19 protein-coding genes are annotated in these 24,105 nt (G+C 52.4%); 10 read left to right on the top strand and 9 right to left on the bottom strand.

What is annotated here, in order from left to right; translation table 11 throughout:
* Nucleotides 1-23: 23 nt before the first annotated feature.
* The 3 genes from hmsP to HV350_RS01200 all read left to right on the top strand — a co-directional run bounded on the left by hmsP (nucleotide 24) and on the right by HV350_RS01200 (nucleotide 5,190).
* Nucleotides 24-2,030 carry a biofilm formation regulator HmsP gene (gene hmsP, locus HV350_RS01190; RefSeq protein WP_032931922.1) on the top strand — a complete coding sequence of 669 codons (2,007 nt, stop codon included), beginning with the start codon at nucleotides 24-26 and terminating at the stop codon, nucleotides 2,028-2,030.
* Between the two features lie 157 nt (nucleotides 2,031-2,187).
* On the top strand, nucleotides 2,188-3,474 hold the full coding sequence (gene dctA, locus HV350_RS01195) for a C4-dicarboxylate transporter DctC (RefSeq protein WP_003023301.1): 1,287 nt from the start codon (nucleotides 2,188-2,190) through the stop codon (nucleotides 3,472-3,474).
* 222 nt (nucleotides 3,475-3,696) lie between these two features.
* Nucleotides 3,697-5,190, top strand: a complete 1,494-nt coding sequence (locus HV350_RS01200; RefSeq protein ID WP_047358202.1) for a pitrilysin family protein — start codon at nucleotides 3,697-3,699, stop codon at nucleotides 5,188-5,190.
* A gap of 64 nt (nucleotides 5,191-5,254) precedes the next feature.
* On the opposite strand, the gene HV350_RS01205 is transcribed toward HV350_RS01200, so the two are convergent.
* On the bottom strand, nucleotides 5,255-6,184 hold the full coding sequence (locus HV350_RS01205; protein ID WP_181629635.1) for a sugar kinase: 930 nt from the start codon (nucleotides 6,182-6,184) through the stop codon (nucleotides 5,255-5,257).
* 230 nt (nucleotides 6,185-6,414) lie between these two features.
* Between HV350_RS01205 and pdeH the strand changes: the two genes are divergently transcribed.
* Complete coding sequence (pdeH, locus tag HV350_RS01210) at nucleotides 6,415-7,182, top strand: cyclic-guanylate-specific phosphodiesterase (RefSeq protein WP_016157708.1); 768 nt, start codon at nucleotides 6,415-6,417, stop codon at nucleotides 7,180-7,182.
* A 77-nt stretch (nucleotides 7,183-7,259) separates the two neighbouring features.
* Nucleotides 7,260-9,320: an AsmA family protein gene (locus HV350_RS01215; protein WP_181629636.1), complete on the top strand. Its 2,061-nt coding sequence runs from the start codon at nucleotides 7,260-7,262 to the stop codon at nucleotides 9,318-9,320.
* A 93-nt stretch (nucleotides 9,321-9,413) separates the two neighbouring features.
* On the opposite strand, the gene HV350_RS01220 is transcribed toward HV350_RS01215, so the two are convergent.
* The 3 genes from HV350_RS01220 to HV350_RS01230 all read right to left on the bottom strand — a co-directional run bounded on the left by HV350_RS01220 (nucleotide 9,414) and on the right by HV350_RS01230 (nucleotide 13,006).
* Nucleotides 9,414-10,736: an MFS transporter gene (locus tag HV350_RS01220; RefSeq protein WP_003023312.1), complete on the bottom strand. Its 1,323-nt coding sequence runs from the start codon at nucleotides 10,734-10,736 to the stop codon at nucleotides 9,414-9,416.
* Between the two features lie 294 nt (nucleotides 10,737-11,030).
* Nucleotides 11,031-12,059, bottom strand: coding sequence for an inner membrane protein YhjD (yhjD, locus tag HV350_RS01225; RefSeq protein WP_016154892.1), 1,029 nt, complete (start codon nucleotides 12,057-12,059; stop codon nucleotides 11,031-11,033).
* Between the two features lie 47 nt (nucleotides 12,060-12,106).
* Nucleotides 12,107-13,006, bottom strand: coding sequence for a LysR family transcriptional regulator (locus HV350_RS01230; RefSeq protein WP_016157706.1), 900 nt, complete (start codon nucleotides 13,004-13,006; stop codon nucleotides 12,107-12,109).
* A 119-nt stretch (nucleotides 13,007-13,125) separates the two neighbouring features.
* On the opposite strand from HV350_RS01230, the gene HV350_RS01235 reads away from it, so the two are divergent.
* Together HV350_RS01235 and HV350_RS01240 are read left to right on the top strand one after the other, a co-directional pair.
* Complete coding sequence (locus tag HV350_RS01235; protein WP_181629638.1) at nucleotides 13,126-13,884, top strand: SDR family oxidoreductase; 759 nt, start codon at nucleotides 13,126-13,128, stop codon at nucleotides 13,882-13,884.
* A 536-nt stretch (nucleotides 13,885-14,420) separates the two neighbouring features.
* Nucleotides 14,421-15,023, top strand: a complete 603-nt coding sequence (locus tag HV350_RS01240; RefSeq protein ID WP_181629640.1) for a response regulator transcription factor — start codon at nucleotides 14,421-14,423, stop codon at nucleotides 15,021-15,023.
* Nucleotides 15,024-15,041: 18 nt separating this feature from the next.
* Here HV350_RS01240 and HV350_RS01245 read toward each other — a convergent pair whose 3' ends face one another.
* Together HV350_RS01245 and HV350_RS01250 are read right to left on the bottom strand one after the other, a co-directional pair.
* The gene (locus tag HV350_RS01245) at nucleotides 15,042-15,392 is read right to left on the bottom strand and encodes a lysozyme (protein WP_181629642.1); all 351 of its coding nucleotides are present in this window, start codon (nucleotides 15,390-15,392) and stop codon (nucleotides 15,042-15,044) included.
* Nucleotides 15,393-15,463: 71 nt separating this feature from the next.
* Nucleotides 15,464-16,018 (bottom strand): GNAT family protein, encoded by a 555-nt coding sequence (locus HV350_RS01250; RefSeq protein ID WP_181629643.1) that lies wholly within the window; start codon nucleotides 16,016-16,018, stop codon nucleotides 15,464-15,466.
* Between the two features lie 167 nt (nucleotides 16,019-16,185).
* On the opposite strand from HV350_RS01250, the gene HV350_RS01255 reads away from it, so the two are divergent.
* Nucleotides 16,186-17,775 carry an STY4199 family HEPN domain-containing protein gene (locus HV350_RS01255; protein WP_151222238.1) on the top strand — a complete coding sequence of 530 codons (1,590 nt, stop codon included), beginning with the start codon at nucleotides 16,186-16,188 and terminating at the stop codon, nucleotides 17,773-17,775.
* Between the two features lie 27 nt (nucleotides 17,776-17,802).
* Here the strand turns inward: HV350_RS01255 and HV350_RS01260 are convergent, their stop codons facing one another.
* Complete coding sequence (locus tag HV350_RS01260) at nucleotides 17,803-19,452, bottom strand: alpha,alpha-trehalase (RefSeq protein WP_029139724.1); 1,650 nt, start codon at nucleotides 19,450-19,452, stop codon at nucleotides 17,803-17,805.
* 425 nt (nucleotides 19,453-19,877) lie between these two features.
* Between HV350_RS01260 and HV350_RS01265 the strand changes: the two genes are divergently transcribed.
* Both HV350_RS01265 and dinQ read left to right on the top strand, forming a co-directional pair.
* Nucleotides 19,878-21,272, top strand: coding sequence for a cytochrome-c peroxidase (locus HV350_RS01265; protein WP_016157700.1), 1,395 nt, complete (start codon nucleotides 19,878-19,880; stop codon nucleotides 21,270-21,272).
* 381 nt (nucleotides 21,273-21,653) lie between these two features.
* The gene (dinQ, locus tag HV350_RS01270; RefSeq protein ID WP_003837776.1) at nucleotides 21,654-21,737 is read left to right on the top strand and encodes a damage-inducible type I toxin DinQ; all 84 of its coding nucleotides are present in this window, start codon (nucleotides 21,654-21,656) and stop codon (nucleotides 21,735-21,737) included.
* Nucleotides 21,738-21,803: 66 nt separating this feature from the next.
* On the opposite strand, the gene gorA is transcribed toward dinQ, so the two are convergent.
* Entirely contained in the window at nucleotides 21,804-23,156 is a 1,353-nt protein-coding gene (gene gorA / locus HV350_RS01275) for a glutathione-disulfide reductase (protein WP_016154882.1), read from the bottom strand.
* 104 nt (nucleotides 23,157-23,260) lie between these two features.
* Nucleotides 23,261-24,103 carry a 23S rRNA (adenine(2030)-N(6))-methyltransferase RlmJ gene (locus tag HV350_RS01280; RefSeq protein ID WP_016154881.1) on the bottom strand — a complete coding sequence of 281 codons (843 nt, stop codon included), beginning with the start codon at nucleotides 24,101-24,103 and terminating at the stop codon, nucleotides 23,261-23,263.
* Nucleotides 24,104-24,105 lie beyond the last annotated feature (2 nt).

A 24,105-nucleotide genomic window follows, 5' to 3' on the forward strand; every position in this document is an offset into this window, starting at 1 on the left:
TCGTCTATCCGTGGAGAGTCAGTTTGCGTGTCAGTCGCTCGTTAACAATTAAGCAGATGGCAATGGTTGCGGCCGTTGTCATGGTGTTTGTGTTTATTTTTTGCACCGTTTTGTTGTTCCATCTGGTCCAGCAGAATCGCTACAACACGGCTACGCAACTGGAAAGTATCGCTCGCTCCGTCCGTGAGCCTCTGTCGGGCACGATCCTGAAAGGGGATATTCCCGAAGCAGAAGCTATTTTAAGAAGTATTCGACCAGCAGGCGTGGTCAGTCGCGCCGATGTGGTGCTTCCCAATCAGTTTCAGGCGCTGCGGATGAGCTTTATTCCTGAACGCCCGGTTCCGGTTACGGTGACTCGCCTGTTTGAACTTCCGGTACAAATTTCGCTGCCGGTCTATTCTCTTGAGCGTTCAGCGAATCCGCAACCGCTGGCGTATCTGGTGCTGCAGGCGGATTCGTACCGTATGTACAAGTTCGTGATGAGTACGCTCTCAACGTTAGTGACCATTTACTTACTTCTCTCGTTAATACTCACGGTAGCCATCTCATGGTGTATTAACAGATTGATTTTGCATCCATTACGTAAAATAGCGCGTGAGCTGAACGACATTCCCCAGCAGGATCTGATTGGCTATCAGCTGGCATTGCCGCGTCTGCATCAGGACGACGAGATTGGCCTGCTGGTGCGTAGCTACAACCTCAATCAGCAACTGATTCAGCGCCGCAGTGAAGAGCAAAGCGACCATTCAATGCGGTTCCCGGTTTCTGAGCTGCCCAACAAGTCGTTTCTGATGGCGCTGCTGGAGCAGGTTGTGAACCGCCAGCAGACAACGGCGTTGATGATTGTCACCTGCGAAACCCTACGTGATACCGCGGGTGTGTTATCCGAGACCCAGCGGGAAATCCTGCTGCTTACGCTGGTTGAAAAGCTGAAGTCAGTTTTGGCCCCCAGAATGGTGCTTACTCAGGTGAGCGGCTATGACTTTGCCATCATCGCACATGGTGTGAAAGAACCCTGGCACGCTATTACGCTAGGTCAGCAAGTGCTCACTATCGTTAACGAGCGATTACCGATTCAGGGCATTCAACTCCGTCCAACCTGTAACATTGGGGTGGCGATGTTTAATGGCGACTTGACCGCAGAACAGCTTTACCACCGCGCACTCTCAGCTGTGTTAACGTCGCGTCACAAGGGTAAAAACCGGATTCAGTTCTTTGACCCGTTGCAGATGGAAGAGGCGCAACAGCGTTTGACGGAAGAGAACGATATTCTTACCGCGCTGGATAACCATCAGTTTGCGCTCTGGATGCAGCCGCAGGTGGAGATGTCCAGCGGTAAGGTATTGAGCGCAGAAGCATTATTGCGAATGCAGCAGCCAGACGGAAGCTGGGAGTTGCCAGAAGGGTTAATCGACAGGATTGAGTCCTGTGGCCTGATGGTGACGGTCGGTTACTGGGTGCTGGAGGAGACATGCCGCCAGCTGTCAGCCTGGCAGGAACGCGGCCTGATGCTGCCGCTCTCGGTGAACCTGTCTGCGCTACAGCTGATGCATCCGAGTATGGTGTCGGATCTGCTGGAGTTGCTAAACCGCTATCGCATCAAGCCTGGGACGTTGATTCTGGAAGTGACCGAAAGCCGGCACATTGATGATCCTAATGCCGCTGTGGCTATTTTACGCCCGCTGCGCAACGCGGGCGTGCGTATCGCGCTGGACGATTTTGGTATGGGGTATGCGGGCCTGCGGCAGCTGCAGCACATGAAGTCGCTCCCGGTGGATGTACTCAAAATCGATAAGATGTTTGTCGATGGCGTCCCTGAAGATTGCAGCATGATCTCCGCCATCATTCAGTTGGCACATAGCCTCAATTTGCAGATGATCGCTGAGGGCGTCGAAACCGAAGCGCAACGCGAATGGTTATCACAAGCGGGGGTAGAAGTGGCACAAGGGTTCCTGTTTGCCCGGCCGGTTCCGGCGAATATCTTCGAAGAACGTTATCTGACGCCGAAAAACGCTGATTACAAAAGTTAAAAAAGGTCTCGCTTGTGCGAGCCAGCTCAAAATTTTTAACATTTCTGTATCAATTATGATCCAGGCGCATTTCTGTCATGTTGTGTGGGTGTTACTTTAAGGCCGCAGGTTAAACAAAACCTTACAAGACCTGTGGTTTTTACTTTAAGGACACCCTATGAAAACCTCTATATTCAAAAGCCTTTACTTTCAGGTCCTGACAGCAATTGCCATAGGTATCCTCCTTGGCCATTACTACCCTGAATTAGGCGCCCAAATGAAGCCACTTGGTGATGCTTTCGTGAAGCTCATCAAAATGGTCATCGCACCTGTCATCTTCTGTACTGTCGTGACCGGCATTGCAGGCATGGAAAGTATGAAAGCCGTAGGCCGCACCGGTGCGGTTGCACTGCTTTATTTTGAAATTGTCAGTACGATTGCGCTGATCATCGGCCTTATCATCGTCAACGTGGTGCAACCCGGTGCCGGTATGAACGTCGATCCGGCGACGCTGGATGCCAAAGCGGTTGCGATTTACGCCGAACAGGCAAAAGACCAGGGGATCGTAGGCTTCCTGATGGATATTATCCCGGGTAGCGTCATTGGCGCGTTCGCCAGTGGCAACATCCTGCAGGTATTGCTGTTTGCGGTTATGTTTGGTTTTGCGCTGCATCGTTTGGGTAGCAAAGGCCAGATGATTTTCAACGTGATTGAAAGCTTCTCGCAGGTTATTTTTGGCATCATCAACATGATCATGCGCCTTGCGCCGATCGGTGCTTTCGGTGCCATGGCCTTTACCATCGGTAAATATGGCGTCGGGACGCTGGTGCAGTTGGGTCAGTTGATCATCTGTTTCTACATCACCTGTATTCTGTTTGTGGTTGTGGTGTTGGGTTCGATTGCGCGTGCAACCGGCTTCAGCATTTTCAAATTCATCCGCTATATCCGTGAAGAACTGCTGATCGTTCTGGGCACCTCTTCTTCCGAGTCCGCGCTGCCGCGTATGCTCGATAAGATGGAAAAACTGGGCTGTCGCAAGTCGGTTGTCGGGTTGGTTATACCCACGGGCTACTCGTTTAACCTTGATGGGACATCAATCTATCTGACGATGGCGGCGGTATTTATCGCTCAGGCCACCAACAGTCATATGGATATCTTCCATCAGATAACCCTGCTGGTGGTGCTCCTGCTCTCTTCAAAAGGTGCTGCGGGTGTGACCGGGAGTGGCTTTATTGTTCTGGCCGCGACTATCTCCGCTGTGGGCCATTTACCGGTTGCTGGTCTGGCGCTGATTCTCGGTATTGACCGCTTTATGTCTGAAGCCCGTGCGCTGACTAACCTGGTCGGTAACGGTGTGGCAACTGTTGTAGTAGCGAAATGGGTGAAAGAACTGGACCATAAAAAGCTGGATGATGTGCTGAATAATCGTGCGCCGGATGGCAAAACGCACGAAATATCCTCTTAATCTCTCCACTTATGCCCGTAGTCCCTTCCAGGACTGCGGGCGTTTGCGCATAATTAACCCCTGTGCCTGAAACCGCCGATTCGGCGGCGTCGGGATTTTTTCACTTCCTCCGTGACATTTTTATGTTCTTGCGGTCTAACACGAAGTGTTTTTAACGTCATATTCAGAGAGTCCTCTCGCGGGCTGTCTTTTTATTTCCAGGATAGTTGATCAGGGGTTCACATGCAGGGCACAAAAATTCGACTTTTAGCGGGCGGCTTGCTGATGATGGCCACTGCCGGCTATGTGCAGGCAGATGCGCTCCAGCCTGACCCGGCGTGGCAACAGGGCACGCTGGCAAATGGTTTACAGTGGCAAGTCTTAGCCACGCCCCAGCGCCCCAGCGACCGTATTGAGGTTCGCCTGCTGGTCAATACCGGTTCACTCACCGAAAGTACACAACAGAGTGGTTTCAGCCATGCGATCCCGCGTATCGCGCTGACGCAAAGCGGTGGCCTCGATGCTACGCAAGCCCGTTCTCTGTGGCAGCAGGGGTTCGATCCCAGTCGTCCCATGCCGCCCGTTATCGTTTCCTATGATTCCACGCTGTATAACCTCAGTCTGCCTAACAGCCGCAACGATCTGCTGAAAGAGTCACTTTCTTATCTGGCGAATATTTCCGGTAATCTGAGCATCACCCCTGAATCGGTCAATCATGCGCTGAGTAGCGAAGATATGGTTGCAACCTGGCCGTCAGATACCAAAGAGGGATGGTGGCGCTATCGTCTGAAGGGATCGACGCTGCTGGGTCACGATCCTGCCGATCCGCTGAAAACGCCTGTTGATGCGACGAAAATCCAGTCCTTCTACCAGAAATGGTATACCCCGGATGCGATGACGCTGATTATCGTCGGTAACGTAGATGCGCGCAGCGTGGCTGATCAAATCAATAAAACCTTCGGCGAATTAAAAGGTAAACGCGAAACGCCTGCGCCGGTACCCACGCTCTCTCCGCTGCGTGCAGAGGCCGTAAGCATAATGACCGATGCGGTACGTCAGGATCGCCTGTCTATTATGTGGGATACGCCGTGGCAGCCGATCCGTGAATCTGCCGCGCTGTTACGTTACTGGCGCGCTGATTTAGCCCGTGAAGCGTTGTTCTGGCACATTCAGCAGGAGCTCACCAAAAACAATGCCAAAGACATTGGCCTTGGCTTTGACTGTCGGGTGCTGTTCCTGCGCGCGCAATGTGCCATTAACGTTGAATCACCGAACGGTAAGCTGAACGCGAACCTCAGCACGGTTGCGCGTGAGCTGGCCAAAGTGCGCGATAAGGGGCTGCCGGAAGAAGAATTTAATGCGCTGGTGGCGCAAAAGAATCTGGAACTGCAGAAGCTGTTTGCCACCTATGGTCGCACCGATACCGATATTTTGATCAGCCAGCGTTTGCGCTCGCTGCAAAACCAGGTCGTAGATATTGCGCCTGAACAGTATCAGCGTTTACGTCAGAGCTTCCTGAACAACCTGAGTGTTGAGATGCTGAATCAGGACCTGCGTCAGCAACTGTCGCAAGATATGGCGTTAATTTTGTTGCAGCCGAAGGGTGAACCTGAATTCAATATGAAGGATTTGCAGGCGACGTGGGATAGCATTATGGCACCGGTTACCGCCGCGGCAACGTCGGTAGAAACGGATGAATCACATTCTGAAGTGACGGACATCCCGCCGGTGCAATAAGGGAATCGTGACCTGCAGGCCGGACGCGACGTTAACGTCTAATCCGGCCTGCCAGAACGCCAGATTATTGCGGCATGGCGTCGCGAGGAATAATCGCCCCGCGATGCTGAATAACGGTGCTTGCCGTCAGGTGGCCGCGTTTTGCGGCATCAGCGGCATCGCCACCGGTCAGACGTACCGCCAGATACCCGGCGCTGAAGGAGTCTCCCGCAGCGGTCGTATCGATAACCTTCTCTTTCGGCAGTTTTACGGCCGGAACGTCGATGAGTTCTTCGCCTACGATGGAAACCAGGCAAGAGTCAGCACCGCGTTTCACAACCACTTCCTGTACGCCAGCCGCATGAGTACGGGCAATCACCTCGGCAACCGGTTTTTCACCCCACAGCGCGTCTTCATCATCCAGCGTCAGGAACGCGATATCGGTGCATTCCAGCATTTGCTGATACACCTGCTGGGTCTCTTCTTTACTGCTCCACAGACGTGGGCGGTAGTTATTGTCAAAAATGACCTTTCCACCGTTGGCACGGCATTCTTGCAGCAGCGACAGCAGCTTGTCACGACTTGCCGGGCTTAAAATAGCCAGGCTGATTCCGCTCAGATACAGATAGTCAAATGTCGCCAGTTCTTCGCAAATAGCGGCGGACTGTTCGCTCTCAAGCCAGAATTTTGCGGCGGCTTCATTACGCCAGTAATAGAAGGTGCGCTCGCCGGTGCTATCGGTTTCAATGTAATAGAGGCCCGGCAGGCGGTTTTCCATGCGTTGGGTTAATGAGGTATCCACATTTTCGCTCTGCCAGGATTCCAGCATTTGTTGGCTAAAACTGTCGGTACCCAGCGCAGTCACATAGTGTACGGAAAGTGCCGCAGCATCGACCTGACGGGCGATATAAACGGATGTATTCAACGTGTCGCCACCGAATCCGCGCTGAACGTCAGCGCCTTTCTGTGACAGCTCAATCATGCATTCGCCAATCACGGCAATCTTTCTGGACATAGTCGTAACCTGCTCTGAAAAAAATTAGCGTTAGTGTGCGCTGTGGGTGTTAAGTGGTCAACTATATTAAAACATCGTTCCATTATTTTTTTGAGCCAGCACGTGTTCTGCGTCGTTTTTTGCCGCTTAGTTTCTATTTTGCGTAGGGCTGAACGTAAAGTTCTTCGCCTGAGCGCCGATAACCTTTGACGAGTCCGGTCAGTCACACTCTTATTTACAGGACATCTCAGATGATAAAGCAGGTTACCCAGCAGCTAATTACGCTCGATGCGAGTATTGAAAACTTGCAGGAGAGACGCTATTGGCTGCAGTGCGAGCGTGCTTACACCTACCAGCCGATTTATCAGACCAACGGGCGGCTGATGGCCGTTGAGCTGCTGACCGTCGTGAGCCATCCTGAAAACCCCTCCCAACGTATCGCGCCGGACCGCTATTTCGCCGAAGTGGCCGTACGACATCGTGTAGATGTGGTGAAAGAGCAGCTTGTACAGCTTGAACAAAAAGGGGCGTTTTTCAAAGCCCACGATCTGCTGGCATCCGTGAATGTCGACGGGCCAACGCTGATTGCAATGCGCCAGGATCCCGAAATCCTGAAAATCATCGAATGTCTGCCGTGGCTGCGCTTTGAACTGGTGGAGCATATCCGCTTGCCGAAGGGATCGTCGTTCGCCTCAATGTGCGAGTTTGGCCCGCTCTGGCTGGATGATTTTGGTACCGGAATGGCAAACTTCTCGGCTCTGAGCGAAGTGAGTTACGACTATATCAAAGTGGCGCGGGATCTGTTTGTCATGCTGCGCCAGACGCCGGAGGGCCGCAATCTCTTTACGCTGCTGTTACAGCTGATGAACCGCTATTGCCGCGGTGTGATTGTCGAAGGCGTTGAAACGCTGGAAGAGTGGCGTGATGTGCAAAACTCGCCTGCTTTCGCTGCGCAAGGCTATTTTCTCTCTCGTCCAGTGCCTCTGGATACCCTTGAAGACGTAATCCTGTCGCTTTGATAAGGATGTAGAACGCCTCCTTTTCCTCTGCTGGACTATCTTTAGGACAGGCAAGGAAGAAAGTAAGGAGGTTAAACATGACGAGAACAGGCAAAATAACCACTTCAGTAATAGGGGTTTTCTTGTTGTTGATCGTCGTACTCATCATCGTGATTGCGACATTTGACTGGAACCGGCTCAAACCGACCATCAACCAGAAAGTCTCTACAGAACTCAACCGGCCCTTCGCCATACGGGGTGACCTGGGCGTGGTTTGGGAACGCCAAAAACAGGAAACCGGCTGGCGTAGCTGGGTTCCGTGGCCGCATGTTCATGCTGAGGATATCATCCTCGGCAACCCGCCGGACATTCCTGACGTCACCATGGTGCATCTCCCGCGCGTTGAAGCCACGCTCGCCCCACTGGCGTTGCTGACAAAAACCGTCTGGCTCCCGTGGATCAAGCTGGTAAAACCCGATGCACGGCTTATCCGCCTGTCGGAGAAAAACAATAACTGGACCTTTAACCTGGCAGGGGATGAAAACCGCGATCCCAATGCGCCGCCATCAGCCTGGTCTTTCCGGCTGGATAACATTCTGTTCGACCAAGGGCGCATCGCCATTAACGATAAGGTGACGAAGTCAGAGATTGAAATCCTGGTCGATCCGCTGGGTAAGCCGTTGCCCTTTAGCGAAGTGACTGGCGCAAAAAGTAAAGAGAGCAACGCCCACATTGAGGACTACGTGTTTGGTCTGAAAGCGCAAGGCCGATATAACGGCGAACCGCTAAGCGGTAGCGGGAAAATAGGCGGAATGCTGGCGCTGCGCGGTGAAGGAACCCCTTTCCCGATTCAGGCTGATTTCCGTTCGGGTAATACGCGTGTGGCGTTTATCGGTACGATAAACGATCCGATGAATATGGGCGGGGCGGATCTGCGGCTTAAATTCTCGGGAGATTCGCTAGGGGATTTGTACGATTTGACCGGCGTGCTGCTCCCGGATACGCCGCCGTTTGAAACCGACGGACATCTGGTCGCGAAAATTGACCCGGAAAAATCCTCTGTTTTTGATTACCGCGATTTTAATGGCCGAATTGGCGACAGCGATATTCACGGAACGCTGGCCTATACCACCGGTAAGCCGCGCCCAATGCTGAAAGGGGATGTTGAGTCACGCCAACTGAGGCTGGCTGATTTGGGACCGCTGATCGGTGTGGATTCAGGCAAAGGGGCGGAGCGGGCCAAACAATCTGAACAGCGCAAAGGTGAGAAGAGCGTCCAGCCCGCGGACAAGGTCTTGCCGTATGACCGTTTTGAAACCGACAAATGGAACGTGATGGACGCTGACGTACGTTTCAAAGGACGGCGTATTGAGCACGGCAGTAGCCTGCCGATCAGCGATCTCTCCACCCATATCATCCTGAAAAATGCCGACCTGCGCCTGCAGCCGCTGAAATTTGGCCTCGCGGGAGGCAGCATTGTCTCCAGCATCCATCTGGAAGGGGATAAAAAGCCGATGCGGGGGCAGGCGGACATCCAGGCTCGCCGCCTGAAGCTAAAAGCGCTGATGCCGGATGTGGAGCTGATGCAGAAAACGCTCGGTGAAATGAACGGTGACGCCAGGTTTAGCGGGAGCGGAAACTCGGTAGCGGCGCTGCTTGGTAACAGCAATGGCAACCTGAAGCTGCTGATGAACGACGGTTTGATCAGCCGGAATCTGATGGAAATTGTTGGCTTGAATCTGGGCAACTATCTTGTTGGACAGATATTTGGTGATGACGAGGTGCGGGTAAACTGCGCGGCGGCGAATCTGGATATTGTTAACGGCGTAGCCCGCCCGCAGATTTTTGCCTTCGACACGGAAAACGCGGTCATTAATGTCACTGGTACGGCGAGTTTTGCGTCGGAGCAACTGGATTTAACCATCGATCCGGAGAGCAAAGGCATTCGTATTATTACCCTGCGTTCGCCGCTGTATGTTCGCGGCACCTTTAAGAATCCGCAGGCCGGTGTGAAGGCCGGGCCGCTGATTGCGCGCGGTGCGGTTGCTGCCGCGCTGGCAACGTTAGTGACGCCCGCGGCGGCCTTGCTGGCGCTGATTTCACCTTCTGAAGGAGACGCTAATCAATGCCGGACCATTTTGTCGCAAATGAAGAAGTGATTTTTGCCGTTGTCGGATGGCGCTAACGCTTCGCTTCTGCGGCCTACATTTCATGCTCAACGTAGGCCGCAGACGGTGCTTACAACCAAAGAATCACAATGATTGATGGCGGGTTTCGTGGGTTAACAGCAGCGCAATCAGCGTTAACGCCGCCATTGATGCCAGATACGTACCGACCGCCGCCAGGCCGTAATTCGCCTGCAGCCATGCGGCAATGTAAGGGGCAACGGAAGCACCAAGAATCGACGAAACGTTGTACGAGAACGACGCCCCCGTGTAGCGCACTTCGGTCGGGAACAGCTCCGGCAGTAGCGCGCCCATCGGACCAAATGTCAAACCCATCAGGCTCAAACCAAGCAACAGGAAGGCGAACACCAGCACCGGATTGCCAGAGCCGAGCAGCGGTTTAAAGGCAAACAGCGCAAACAGAATAATAAGCGTGGTGATGATGAGCATGCTCTTGCGACGACCAAACGCATCGGCCAGCAGGCCTGCCACCGGCACCATGACGCCAAAGCCAATAACCGCCATCATCAGCATCCACAACACTTCATTACGCGGTAGGCCAAGCCCTACAGGCGCCGCGGCGGTGCTGAACGTCATGGAATAGACGGTCATGATATAGAACAGCGTATAGGTCGCCAGCATGATGAACGTGCCGAGGATCGTCACGCGGACATGTTTTGTCAGCAGGGTACCCAGCGGGATTTTCACCTGTTTTTTCGCCGCAGCCACTTTGGCAAAGACCGGGGATTCATGCAGCGAAACGCGAACGTACAGACCGATAATCACCAGCACCGCAGAGAAGATGAACGGTACGCGCCAGCCCCAGCTCATAAACTGCTCGTCGGTCAGCAGCCAGGAGAGCAGCAGGAAAGTGCCGTTGGCGAAGAAGAAGCCGATAGGTGCGCCCAACTGCGGGAATGATCCGTACAGCGCGCGTTTACGCGGCGGTGCGTTTTCCGTCGCCAGTAACGCCGCGCCGCCCCATTCACCGCCCAGTCCTAAACCCTGACCAAAACGCGCCAGCGCCAGCAGCAGCGGGGCGAAAATACCGATAGTTTCATAGCCCGGCAGCAGGCCAATGACAACCGTCGAGATCCCCATAGTGAGCAGTGAGGCAACCAGCGTGACTTTACGCCCTACGCGATCGCCAAAATGCCCGAACACAGCAGAACCGATAGGCCGTGCCACAAAGGCGATAGCAAAGGTGGCAAGGGACTGCAGCGTTGCCGCGGTCGGATCCCCCTGCGGGAAGAAGATATGGGGGAACACGATCACCGCGGCGGTGGCGTAGATATAGAAGTCGAAGAACTCAATGGCAGTGCCAATGAGTGAGGCGACGACAACTTTATTGCGCGAGTTGACCGGGGTGTGTTCCTGTTCGTTGTCGAGCGTTGTGGCTGTTGCTTGCATAATATTTTCTTATTTTTGGTCGAACGAAAGGTCATATTACGCACAGCAAAAGAGACATTTCAATCTGTAACAAACCTTGCGATTGGTCAAAAACAGAGCAAAAAGGGGATAATTTTTAGGCTGGAGATTTCACTTCCATGAAATGCTTCACATAATTTAAAACTTGGATGATAAAACTGGTTTTTGGTTAAACAAAAGTTACGGGCTGGATTTTAATTCTGATAATGCGCAGAATTTCGACGTAAGCATTGGGTTGGCCGGATAAGCGCAGCGTTATCCGGCAGTTAACAAAGATTAGCGGTGGGTTTTCCCCGGCATTCGCGGGTCGTCTTTGTATTCCGCTGTGGCAATCCAGGCAGCGCAAAACAGAGTCAGACGGGCGAAGAAGTAGAAGAACGCCATCAAGCCAAGTACGGAACCAAACGCCGCGCCTGACGGCGATTGCACCAGTGATGGCAGCGTGTACGTCATGATCATTTTGATGACTTCAAACCCCAGTGCCGCGATAAACGTGCCGCGAATGAGCGCTTTTTTGCGCGGTCGGTGACGCGGTAGCCGCCAGAAAATCCAGAAGAATAGCAAGTAGTTGGCGAAAATAGAGATGGTCAGGCCGATCAGCCGCCAGGCGGGCTTCAGCCATTCGATGCCGTCGAGATACAGCGCAGAGATAATCATCTGCTGGGCGGAACCGGCGATGGAGGTAATGGACAGCGTAACAATCAGCGCAATCAGTAAGCCAATCAATGAGACAAAATCACGCAGATATTTGACCCAAATTTTTTCCTGATCCTGTGGGGTCCGCTCCCAGACATCCCGCGACTGGGCACGAATAGCTTCGCGCAGGTTTCCCATCCAGTTAATTCCGGAATAGAGCGCGATGGCAAGACCCACCAGACCGACGGTGGTGCGTTGCTGAACGGCGGTATTGATGGTGTTTTTCAGCGTGGAGGCGAGCGTCGGATCGCTGACGTTGAGCAGGATTTTGCTGAAGATATCCTGCAACAGCGTAGGGTGCGAAGCGAGAATAAAACCCGCGGCGGCAAACGACACCATCAGGATAGGGATCATCGACAGAAACGAGAAGTAGGTAATGGCGGCGCCAAACTGATTTCCCATACGATCGTTAAATCTCTCCGCGGCGCGAATCAGATGGGCAATCATGGGCTGGCGTTGAATTTTATCGGCGAAGGTCAGGGCGGTTTTCAGCGCCTGGTTGGTCTTACCGTTGGTTTCTGTATTTTTACGCTCCAGGGTCTCAATTTTTGGGATTGGTGCGTGCTCAAGTTCCTGAATGGGGCGTTTAATCTCTTTTTCCTGCGTCATCAGGGCAGTAATCCTTGTTCTGTTCATTCTCAGGACAGTATAGCTTGTCAGTCCACATAGTCTTTCATCACGCCGGTCAGCCATTCCATAAACAGATGTACGCGGCGGGAGAGGTTACGGCGATGCGGATAGAGCAATGAAACCGGTAATGGTTCGGCGCGATATTGCGGCAATACTTCAATCAGCGTACCGGCGCGCAGGGCATCACGCACGCCCACGCGCGGTACCTGAATAATGCCCAGACCGGCAAGACATGCCGCATGATACGTTTCGGTACTGTTCACCGTCAGCATGCCGCCGGTTTTAACCCATTTAGCACCGTTGTCTGTCGCCACTTCAAAGCCTTGCGCACGTGTTCCCAAATTGACTGAGTAGTGCACCACCGCATGCGAGGCTAAATCCTCCAGGCTTTCCGGATAACCAAATCGGGCGAGGTATTGCGGGCTGGCGCAGTTAATCTGCGTGAGTTTTCCCAGCGGGCGCGCAATCAGCCCTGAATCTTTCAGCGTCCCCACGCGTACCACACAGTCGAAGCCTTCGCGGATCAAGTCCACCAGGCGGTCGCTGCTGCTAAGTTCGAGCTCAAGCCCCGGATACTGATGCAAGAAGGCCGGTAAGCGGGGCATCACCAGATTTCTCGCCACACCAACCGGCATATCGACGCGCAGCTTGCCGCTGATGCTGGCCGGGTCGTGATGGAATAGCCCATCCAGTTCATCGAGATTGCTCAACAAATCTTTCGCTCGTTCGTAATAGATCATGCCGTCTTGCGTGAGCTGAACGCGGCGGGTTGTGCGGTGCAACAACTGTGTGCCCAGATGATTTTCCAGGGCCTGGATCTGGCGCGATACGCTACCTTTAGGAAGTCCGAGGGTGTCTGCCGCGCGCGAAAAGCTCTCCAGTTCTGCGACGCGGATGAACAGCTGCATTGCGTGAATTTTATCCATTCTCATGCCCTATTGTTGTTCTAAATGAAACAGTAATGCGCAGTAAGCGGTATTTATTGTTTTTCTACCACCTAATAAGCTTTGTCTCAATCTTCACAACATCTGAAATGAGGTTTCTTATGACGCAACGTATCGCATTGGTGACCGGCGGCGGCCGTGGACTCGGTAAAAACGCGGCGCTAAAGCTGGCGAGTAAAGGCATTGGTGTCATCCTGACGTGGAACAGCAATGAAAAAGAAGCGCAGCAGGTTGTGGATGAAATTCGCCAATCTGGCGGTAAAGCTGCAGCATTACCGTTGAACGTCGGAAATATTTCCACTTTCCCTCAGTTTGTCCAACAGGTGCAGGAAACCCTACAAACGCACTGGCAAAGCGACACCTTTGATTATTTATTAAACAATGCCGGAGTTGGCATTAACGCACCGTATCCGGCGTTCACTGAAGCGCAATTTGACCAGCTTTTGGACATCCATTTTAAAGGACCTTTTTTCCTGACACAGAACTTGCTGGCGTTGATCAACAACGGCGGACGCATTCTTAATGTCTCGACCGGATTGTCGCGCTTTGCGCTACCGGGTTACAGCGCTTACGCTGCCATGAAAGGGGCGATGGAGGTGTTAACCCGTTACCAGGCGAAGGAGCTGGGAGAGCGCGGCATTACGGCGAATATTATTGCGCCTGGGGCAATCGAGACGGATTTTAGCGGCGGAAACGTGCGGGATAATGCGCAATTGAATGCCTACATTGCATCGCAGACGGCGCTGGGGCGTGTTGGGTTACCGGACGATATTGGCGACGCCATTGCTGCGTTGCTCAGCGATGAGCTGGCCTGGATGACGGCACAGCGTATCGAAGTCTCTGGCGGGATGTTCCTGTAATCGACCGCCTCTTACTTAGCTTTTTGAGCAAGAGAAATCTGGCGCGCTATCAGAGGTCAAAATATAGCTGATGGCGTTTGCCGGTATTATTTGGAATCTGATACCGCGGAAAGAGAGCGGGGATAAACGTTCTGAAGAGTTCATTCTTCTTCGAGAGTGGATTTGTTGTATCAGAAACCATGATCACCTCCCCATTCTCATGCCCGAATGATCATTTAATGCGATATTTTGTTTTGTAACATTTTTGTCTGTTATCGTGAGTTCCTTATTTTTAGCTAAGAATATAAACTCCGGGTTATTAATATTAGTAATCCAGTTTTGAACGTCAAATATTAAGGAATTTCTGAACATTTGACCCCGATTTTGATCCTTTGTGTGATTCTTTGGTTTCAGCTGTAACTATTTATAACGTCTGCTTCTTTCTTCTCCGTCTATCGGTAAAATGGCCTCCGCCAAATGGTGACTTCATATTTTGCCCCTCGGATAATACCCTTCCGCGTGTTAAGGCTAATATCTTATTCAGACGGAGATAAATAATGCAGTTAATAATGTTTGACAGGCAGTCAATATTTATTCATGGAATGAATGTAATTTTGCAAGAGCGTATTCCAGGAGTGAATGTTCAGGGTGTCAGTCAGGCAGATGATCTTTGGCGGACGCTGGAAGACAATCCTGATGCACTGGTAATGCTGGATGGAGATTTTGACGCTGAGTTCTGCCGTAGCTTGCTGCAACAGATAGCAGAGCGCTTTGCGAAGGTAAAAGTGCTGGTAATCGCAACGGACTGCCGTAAAAAATGGCTACAGGAAGTCACGCAATTAAACGTGCTGGCCATTATTCCGCGCGATTCTGATGCGGAAACCTTCACGCTGGCACTCAATAGCGTCGCGATAGGTATGATGTTTATCCCCAGAGATTGCATCACAGCGACCGAATGTGGCGGGCAAAATATCAGATTGCTCAGCGCGCGTCAGCGGGAGATTCTGACGATGCTGGCCGCCGGAGAATCTAATAAACAAATTGGTCGATTATTAAATATCAGCACCGGAACGGTAAAAGCCCATCTTGAATCGTTGTATCAGCGCCTGGAGGTAAAAAACCGTACGCAGGCGGCAATGATGCTAAACGACACCCTATAATGGGCAAATATTTCACAGTCAGACTGTTTCTGGCTGTGAAATAGCCCTCGGCCAGAATTCAGCACTGCAAAACCGGCTAATCCCCACGCTGAGCATCCATGCAATTAACGCTTCCTGTTGAAAACGATCTTGTATTTGCGGCATTTCCTTATGGATGAATGCCTCGCAGATATTTATATCCGCGAGCAGCAATGTTTCAGCCTGCATCAGCATAATTGGGGCATCAAAGGATTCATCTGCGGTGATTTCGTGCCCGTAGCCAATGACCCAGATCCCCTTTTTGTCCTGATACTTTTCCAGCGACAGGCCCTGCCATTGCTTAATAAATGCGATACAGGCGGGCGTGAACTGCGTCGAATGTAGCGGCATAATAATCTCTGTACAAAGAGACCTATTTTAAGAAACACACCCCGTTACGCCAGCCGCCATCCAGCCAGTTTTTACAGCAAAACGCCTGATGGCGCGGGCGGCTGATATTCATGTTTTAACAGGCCGAAAATCCAGTCATCATGCCAGGTTTGATGTAGCCAGTAGTTTTCGCGCAGCGTGCCTTCGAGAATGAACCCGACCTTTTCCAGTAGACGCCGTGAGGCATCGTTTCCTGCGGTGACGCAGGCCGTCAGTCGGCGTAGTCCTCCGGCGGTAAACGCATAATCGCAAACGGCATGCAGGGATTCAGCGCCATAACCTTTACCCTGCGCCTCGGGAGTGAGCAGAAAGCCGACCTCGGCACATTCATTTTTATCCTGAATATATCCGGTTACCCCAAGCGGTACGCCCGATGCCTTATCGCACAGGACCAGGCACAGCCAGTGTGGACTGCCGGGAGACCATTCAGGCAAGCGGGAGTCAAAGACTGTCCGTATCTCCTCTTCGGTACGCGAGTCATCGACAAAGCGCATCACAGCTGCGTTCTGCTGTAACGTTAAGAAAAACGCCCAGTCGTCATGTGTGAGTGGGCGGCAGATCAAACGCGAGGTTTTCAGTACAGGCACAGGCTTATCTCCAGAATAATTTTCAATGATTGTGTGGAAGTCACTGTAAAACATATTTATTTGTTATATGAATGTGTTTTAGTCTGTGGCGGCACAGTGCTGCATTTAAAAAAGATAACTACACACCATTGTGAGGCCGCACTTTTTGGGTCCTTTTAGGGAAGATAATGACCAATAGCGCGTTACAGGCGACATGTACACCATTCGAACATTGTTTGGGGATAATCCGGCAAGCCTCGGTAGAAATTTTGCTGATGCTTGGCGTGCGCGTCGCAGAGGGTAAAGATCCACGCTGGTTTCTCGAGCAGCTTGACCAGGCGCGATTGAATCTGGGAGGTTGGGGCGTTGTCGCCAGGCGGTTGCAGATGAATGACGCGCAATTGAGTCAGTTCACGTTGCGGCTACGCCATCTTCAGCAGAGCGTGCCGCAATATGAAAATGGCCAGGACGTCAGTGAAAACCAGCTGATTTCTGCGCTGCGCTTTGTCGCTTCTCTGGAACAGTTGCGCCAGCAACAGCCCCTCCTGAAGTATCCAACCGAGATTGAACGTGCAGAGCCGGATGCGCAGATGCGGGCGCAGCGTCAGCTTCGCGCAATAGAATTAACCCTCAAATCCCTGATTGCGCGGGTATGGCCGGATCAACATCCGCTCAACAGCTTCCTGAAACAGCACTTTGGCGGTGAACGTCTGCGTCGCTGGTTAAAGCTGGGAGAAAGTCGGGATGCGCTGGACGGCATGATGTTTAGCGAACTGGCGCTGATGGTTGTCGATAAGAAGTTATTCGTTCGGCATTTTAGCGAGATTTTTAACGACACCTCGGTGCTCATGTCGTTTGTTGAGCCACGTATCACGCTGAGGATGTTCCTGGATGACTGCCGCCTGGCCCGTAACTGCGTTATCGCGCAGCAGCCGCTAACCTCAGTACAACTGCTGTTGCTGGATTGCCAGTACCGACAGATTACTCACCCTGTGCAGCGGGCATTTGAAGAACGGCGTACGCGCATTAATCCTGCGTCGTATCTGGCGTCCGATGAGGCGACGGTTCGCCAGTTTTGGGAAAACGCAAAGCAAAAAGACGAGCAGGCGGGGGGCGATAAACAGGAAATCGCAGACAGTATCGATCCGCCGGAGAAGCGGGCCAGGCGCACGGCGGAAGAACGTGAACAGCTGATTTCCGGCATGTTGTGGGTAGCGGTCGGCGTGATGGTGCTGGTGATTTCGCTGGGCGCGTTCTGGTTATTCATTTCGCCAGCGCCACAAGCGTCTTCCGGGCAATCCGTTGAAATCGTGCAGGAGGAGCCACGGCGTGATGCCCCTGGTGCGCGGGAGTCGGTGACCCGAATGGGCATCACCTGGGATGCCTTTAACATGCGCGCGGCTATCGAGCGCAACGACACCCGTGTGACGTCACTTTTCCTGCAGGGCGGGATGGACTGGAAGCTGGCGTGGACGGAGCAGGCATTCTCGGCAGGCAATACCGAGGTGTTGAGGCTGCTGCTGCGTTACCCTTCGCAGATGAGTGAGAGTAAGCCATGTCGGCAGTTTATGACCACGGTCAGCCATGCGATGGCGAATGGGGCGTCACTCACATCGCTGCATAAAAGCTATCTGCAAAGTTTTTGCTCGGTGCCGGCGGTTGTCGCGCGTCAGCAGTATGACCTTGAACAGGCCGAGCTACGCGTTCGCGCGCAGCCAAGCCCAGAGAACAAGAAATGGCAGAAAATTCACGCCGAACTGTACGATGCGATTAACTGACGGTCTGATAATTCAGACTGTCAGCTGCTAGGGTTCGCCATACAGACCGATGAGTCGGCGCACCACGCCATTGGTCCAGCCAAAGCCGTCCTGTAACGGATATTCTCCGCCGCCGCCTTCGCGCGGCGCGGCGTCGGCGATGTGGTATTTTTCGATAAGCTTGTGGTGTTCCTGATAAAAGAGATTCACCGTTTTCAACCAGTTACGGGCGATTTCATCCCCTAGATGGTCGTCGCCGTAAAGTTTGAAACCCTGGATCGCCATCCACTGCAGCGGCGCCCAGCCGTTGGGTTTATCCCATTGCTCACCCGTTTCATGCTCCGTGGCTAAAATCCCTCCGGGGGTAAGCAGGCGACTGCGGACCGCATTGGCAAGTCGGTCGGCTTGTTCATGCGTTGCCATGCCGACATACAGCGGCACAATACTGGCGGCAGAGAACAGGGCCATTTGTTCGCGCCGCCAGTCGTAATCGCGATAGCAGCCGTTTTCATCGTCCCAGAGATAGCGATTAACCGCATCGCGGCGGTCATTGGCTTTCTGGCGAAACTGCGCTTCAGTGTCTTTGTCGCCTTTCAGTGCGGAAATATTGGCGATAGTGCTCTCCAGCTTGTAGAGGAACGCGTTCAGGTCAATAGGGATGAACTGAGTGGTGCGTATGCTGGCAAGACGGCCTGCATCGCGTAGCCAGCGCGAGGAGTAATCCCAGCCGGAGGCCGCGCCCGCGCGCAAATCCCGATACACTTCATTGGGTGGGCGACCCGAATGCTTGGCGGTTTCGACGTCTTCAAGCCACGACTCATCGCGCGGCGTATCACGATCGTCCCAATAGCGGTTGAGCAGGGAGCCGTCCGACATTCTGATCACGTGACGGTAGGCCTGGTTGAGTACCAGGGAATCTGCGCCATCCATCCAGAACGCGTACTCCATTTTTAGATGATCAAGGTAACGACGCGCGCCGCGTACGCCATCCTCTTCAAACAGTTCGACCATCAGCGCAAAGACCGGCGGCTGCGAGCGACTCAGGTAGTAAGTACGGTTACCGTTCGGGATATGACCATAGTTTTCAATCATCCAGGCAAAGTTATCCGCCATACATTTCAGCAGATCTTCGCGACCGCTCTCCGCCAGACCCAGCATGGTGAAGTAGGAATCCCAGTAGTAGGTTTCACTAAAACGCCCGCCGGGCACAATATATGACTGCGGTAACGCCAGCAGCGAGGACCAGGGAATGTGGTCCTGTGGCTCGCGCGTCAGCACCGGCCACAGTTGATCGATATGCTCTTTCAGCGAATTTGCCGGGTCAGAAACATATTCACTGGAGGGCGTTTCCGGGAGCCAGAAGTGGTTCTCGACGAAGCGTCGCAGATCAAAATCGCGGTGGCGTTTAACCTTGCGATAGCGGATCAAAATATCCAGCGGATCCATTTTCGGTGCACAGTCGGGGAAGGTTTTGCTATCGGCAAACAGTTTCGACGACTGAACGTGTTCGAACAGCTCGAGGTAACGATCGGCGGGAGTTAACGCATCTGAGGCGGGTAACCCTTCAATCATCTCCGGTTCAGGCTCCGCCTCAATCATTTCATCCAGCTTTAACTCGCACGGATCCATTTCATAAAGCAGATCGATGTCGATCGTCATTTCTTCAGAAGGGGCGTGGGGTAGTTTCTGGTTGAGCATAATGCGAAAGACCTCCGATGGACGTTGAAAGATTAAGGCTATTGCCCGCTCGTCAATTAAGCGTAGACATTCGCTTCGGTATCTGGTGAGTAAAGCGTGCGGTCGATCACATTTTAGTGCTGCGCAATATCCAAAAAATAAATCTATCCCAATGAAAATAATGCAGAATTCCGAATTCTGCACAAACTGAGGATATTCTATTTTCAGAACATTCGATTGCAACGAGGTGTGAACACAACCTGGTAACGTTTAACTCTATAATAGGCACAGGCTATTCTATCGATAGTTCTCCTCCATGTAATTGCTTGATACTTATCAAAATAGTAATCCCCTCATTTCCTATGATGGTCAGGTCTGACAAAGACTGTCTATTAATTATTCTAATTTTCTGGGTCACAATAACTCACAACGGTGAGGGTAAAATAATGAAAATCATTACCCGTCTTACCGTGATTGCCATAGCTGGCGTCGCGATTTGTTATTTTGGATTATCCGGTTATGTGTGGTATCACGATAATCAACGGAGTAAACAGGCTGATGTTCAGGCCTCTACGCTGGAAGAAAATAATAAAGTACTAGGGTTCTTACGTGAAAAAGGATGCGATTATTGTCACACTCCTTCGGCTGAATTACCTTTCTATTCTTCTTTTCCCGTCGCTAAGCAGTTGATGAATTACGATATTCAACTGGGATACAAATCATTCAATCTGGAGGCCGTTCGTGCGGCGCTGGTCGCGGATAAACCCGTTTCGCAAAGCGATCTGAATAAAATTGAGTGGGTGATGCAATACGAGACCATGCCGCCGACGCGTTATACCGCACTGCACTGGGCTGGCAAGGTAAGCGATACGGAGCGAGCAGAGATCCTGGGCTGGATTGCGAAACAGCGTGAGCAGTACTACGCCAGTAACGATACTGCCACGCAGCATCGTAATGAACCTGTACAGCCGATACCGGAAAGCATCCCGACCGATGCCCGCAAAGTAGCGCTTGGTTTTACGCTTTACCATGACCCGCGTATTTCCGGCGATAGCACGATTTCTTGCGCGCACTGTCACGCCCTGAATGCGGGCGGCGTGGATGGCCGGAAAACGTCAATCGGTGTAGGCGGCGCGGTTGGCCCTATCAATGCGCCAACGGTATTTAACTCGGTCTTTAACGTTGAGCAATTCTGGGATGGCCGTGCGCCAACATTGCAGGCGCAGGCCGGTGGTCCACCGTTGAACCCTATCGAAATGGCGTCTAAATCCTGGGATGAAATTATCCAGAAACTGGACAAGGATCCGCAACTTAAGCAAGAGTTCATTGCCGTTTATCCGCAGGGATTCAGTGGGGATAATATTACCGATGCGATTGCTGAGTTTGAGAAAACGCTGATTACGCCAAATTCGCCGTTTGATAAATGGCTGCGTGGTGATGAAGCGGCCTTAACCGCTCAGCAAAAACATGGCTATCAGTTGTTTAAAGATAATAAGTGCGCGACCTGTCATGGCGGTATTATTTTAGGCGGACGTTCATTTGAGCCATTGGGTCTGAAAAAGGACTTTAATTTCGGCGAGGTCACTGCTGCAGATATTGGCCGCATGAACGTCACCAATGAATTACGTGACAAGCTGCGTCAGAAAGTCCCTGGATTGCGTAACGTTGCGCTGACTGCGCCTTATTTCCATCGCGGTGATGTGCCTACGCTCGACGGCGCGGTAAAACTGATGCTGCGTTATCAGGTGGGTAAAGAACTGCCGCAGGAAGATATCGACGATATCGTGGCATTCCTCGAAAGCCTTAATGGGGTATATACACCGTATATGCAGGGTAAATAATTTCTCTGTGGTCCAGATTCGGACGTAAAAAAACCGACTTCACGTCGGTTTTTTTACGCTTCAGCCCGAGTTGGTGGTTCTGGCCGAAGTGAGAGTTCCATCATCTAACGCTTCAATCGTATTACCTTACCGGTAGTATTGCAAGAATACGCTGGTTGTTTTGATTAAAATAACTGTATACTTATCCAGTTAGCTCTGAAGCATTTTCATTCCGGACGCGCGCTAAACGCTTTCTAAGTCCTGATCGGCTGTACGGGTGGTGCCGTTGGCCGATGCTCTGGCCGGAGTGAGAGTTCCATCATCTAACACTGGGACATGCGCCGTGACAGGCAATGGATGAGTAAGCGGATGCATTCTCACTCCATCTGATGGAGAAGACGGGTGATTGATAAAGCAATCATCGTTCTGGGAGCGTTAATCGCGTTGCTGGAGCTGATCCGCTATCTGCTGCAACTGCTGAACTGATAGCGGAAACGTAACTAAGGGCAAAGAGCTAACCCCTCTTTGCCCTTTAACATTCCTGAAGCGCGATTAACGCATGGTGACAAACTCTTCAGATGCCGTTGGGTGAATGGCAACGGTGTTATCAAAGTCTTTCTTGGTTGCGCCCATTTTCAGAGCGACCGCGAAGCCTTGCAGCATTTCATCCATCCCAAAACCAATGCCATGAATACCGACAATCTTCTCTTCCGGACCGACGCAAACCAGCTTCATGCGGCACGGCTGACGGTGGGTGGTGACAGCGGTATACATCGCGGTAAACGATGATTTATACACTTTCACCTGATCATCGCCGTGCTGTTCGCGAGCCTGCTGCTCGGTCAGGCCCACGGTACCAATAGGCGGATGGCTGAAGACCACGGTCGGGATGTTGCTGTAGTCCAGATGTTCGTCCGGCTTATTGTTAAACAGACGCTCGGACAGACGACGGCCCGCGGCAACGGCAACCGGCGTCAGCTCAACGGCCCCGGTGTTATCGCCGACGGCATAAATACCCGGCACGCTGGTGTTCTGGAATTTATCAACGACGATGTAGCCTTTTTCGTTGGTTTTCACGCCAGTAACCGCCAGGTTGAAGTTGTCGGTGGCAGGTTCACGACCGATCGCCCAAATCAGGCAATCTACCGTTTCGCTACGACCATCTTCCAGTTGCAGGGTCAGGCTACCATCAGCGTTTTTAACGACCGCTTTTGGAATCGCGTGAGTATGCAGAGTCGGGCCTTCGGCGTTCATCACCTCAACGAGCGTGTCGACGATCATCGGGTCGAAGCTGCGCAGCGGTGCGTGTTTACGCACGAACAGATGCGTTTCTGCGCCCAGACCGTTAATTACGCCCGCCAGTTCAACGGCGATGTAGCCTGCGCCAACAACGGCCACGCGTTTTGGCAGCGCGGGCAGCTCAAAGAAACCGTCGGAGTCGATACCGTATTCCACACCCGGAATGCTCGGATGGCTCGGGCGACCACCGGTAGCAATCAAAATATGATCGGCAGTAATGGTTTCACCGTTCACTTCAATGGTTTTGGCATCCACAAAGCGGGCAAAGCCTTTAATCACATCGACATTATTTTTGCCCAGCACGTTGTCGTACGAGGTATGAATGCGATCAATATAAGCGGTGCGCGTGGCGATCAGTTTATCCCAATCGAACTTATTGATGGTGGTGTCGAAACCGTAATCCGGCCCGTACATGTGGATTGCTTCGCGGACCTGTGCGGCATGCCACATCACTTTTTTCGGTACGCAGCCAACGTTAACGCAGGTGCCGCCTAGCTCTTTGGCTTCAATCAGCGCGCATTTCTGGCCGTACATTGCTGCACGGTTAATGGAGGCAATACCGCCGCTGCCGCCGCCAATAGCGATGTAATCATAGTGCTTGGTCATGACCGCTCCTTCATGTTCATTGTAGGGCGGAGAAGCGTTACGCCATCCGCCAAAATATTCGCGATTGTATACCTGAAATTAAAAGGTTCCACCGATGACTGCGATTACTCCGGCACGATCCAGCTTACCGACGTATGACCGGTTCCTGCCGGAACCAGTTTGCTGTGCAACCACGGCAGGACACTGTTCATCTGCTGCTCCAGCTTCCACGGCGGGTTTATTACAATCATGCCGGACGCCGTCATGCCGCGCTGATCGCTGTCCGGCCGTACCGCCAGCTCAATCTGCAGAATTTTGCGGATACCGGTGTCTTCCAGGTCGTGGATCATGCGTTTGATTTGCTGGCGCAGAACTACCGGATACCACAGCGCATAGGTGCCGGTTGCGAAACGCTTATAGCCTTCGTTAATACCGGTCACCACCGCCTGGTAGTCGCTTTTGATTTCGTAGGGGGGATCGATAAGGATCAGCCCGCGACGGGAAACTGGCGGTAATTTTGCTTTTAGCTGCTGATAACCATCGGCTTTGGCCACGCGTGCGCGCTCATCTTTCTGGAATTCGCCGCGCAGCAAAGGAAAGTCGCTCGGGTGCAGTTCCGTTAATTGCAGGCTGTCCTGTTCTCGCAGCAGCTGGCGAGCAATTAACGGAGAGCCGGGGTAATAGCGCAACTGGCCGCTACGGTTGAAGTGCTTCACCACGCCAATGTAGGGTTCCAGTTCGGCAGGCAAATCGTCCTGCTGCCAGATACGGGCGATCCCTTCCAGATATTCACCGGTACGTTCGGCATGCTCACTGCTCAGCTGATAACGGCCTGCGCCAGCATGGGTATCCAAATAGAGAAACGGTTTTTCTTTCTCTTTAAGCGATTCGATGATCAGGCTCTGGACGGTGTGTTTAAGGACGTCGGCGTGGTTGCCAGCGTGATAACTGTGGCGATAACTCAGCATGG

The organism is Citrobacter sp. RHBSTW-01013 (assembly GCF_013781985.1).
In the GTDB taxonomy this organism is placed as follows: Bacteria; Pseudomonadota; Gammaproteobacteria; order Enterobacterales; family Enterobacteriaceae; genus Citrobacter; species Citrobacter braakii.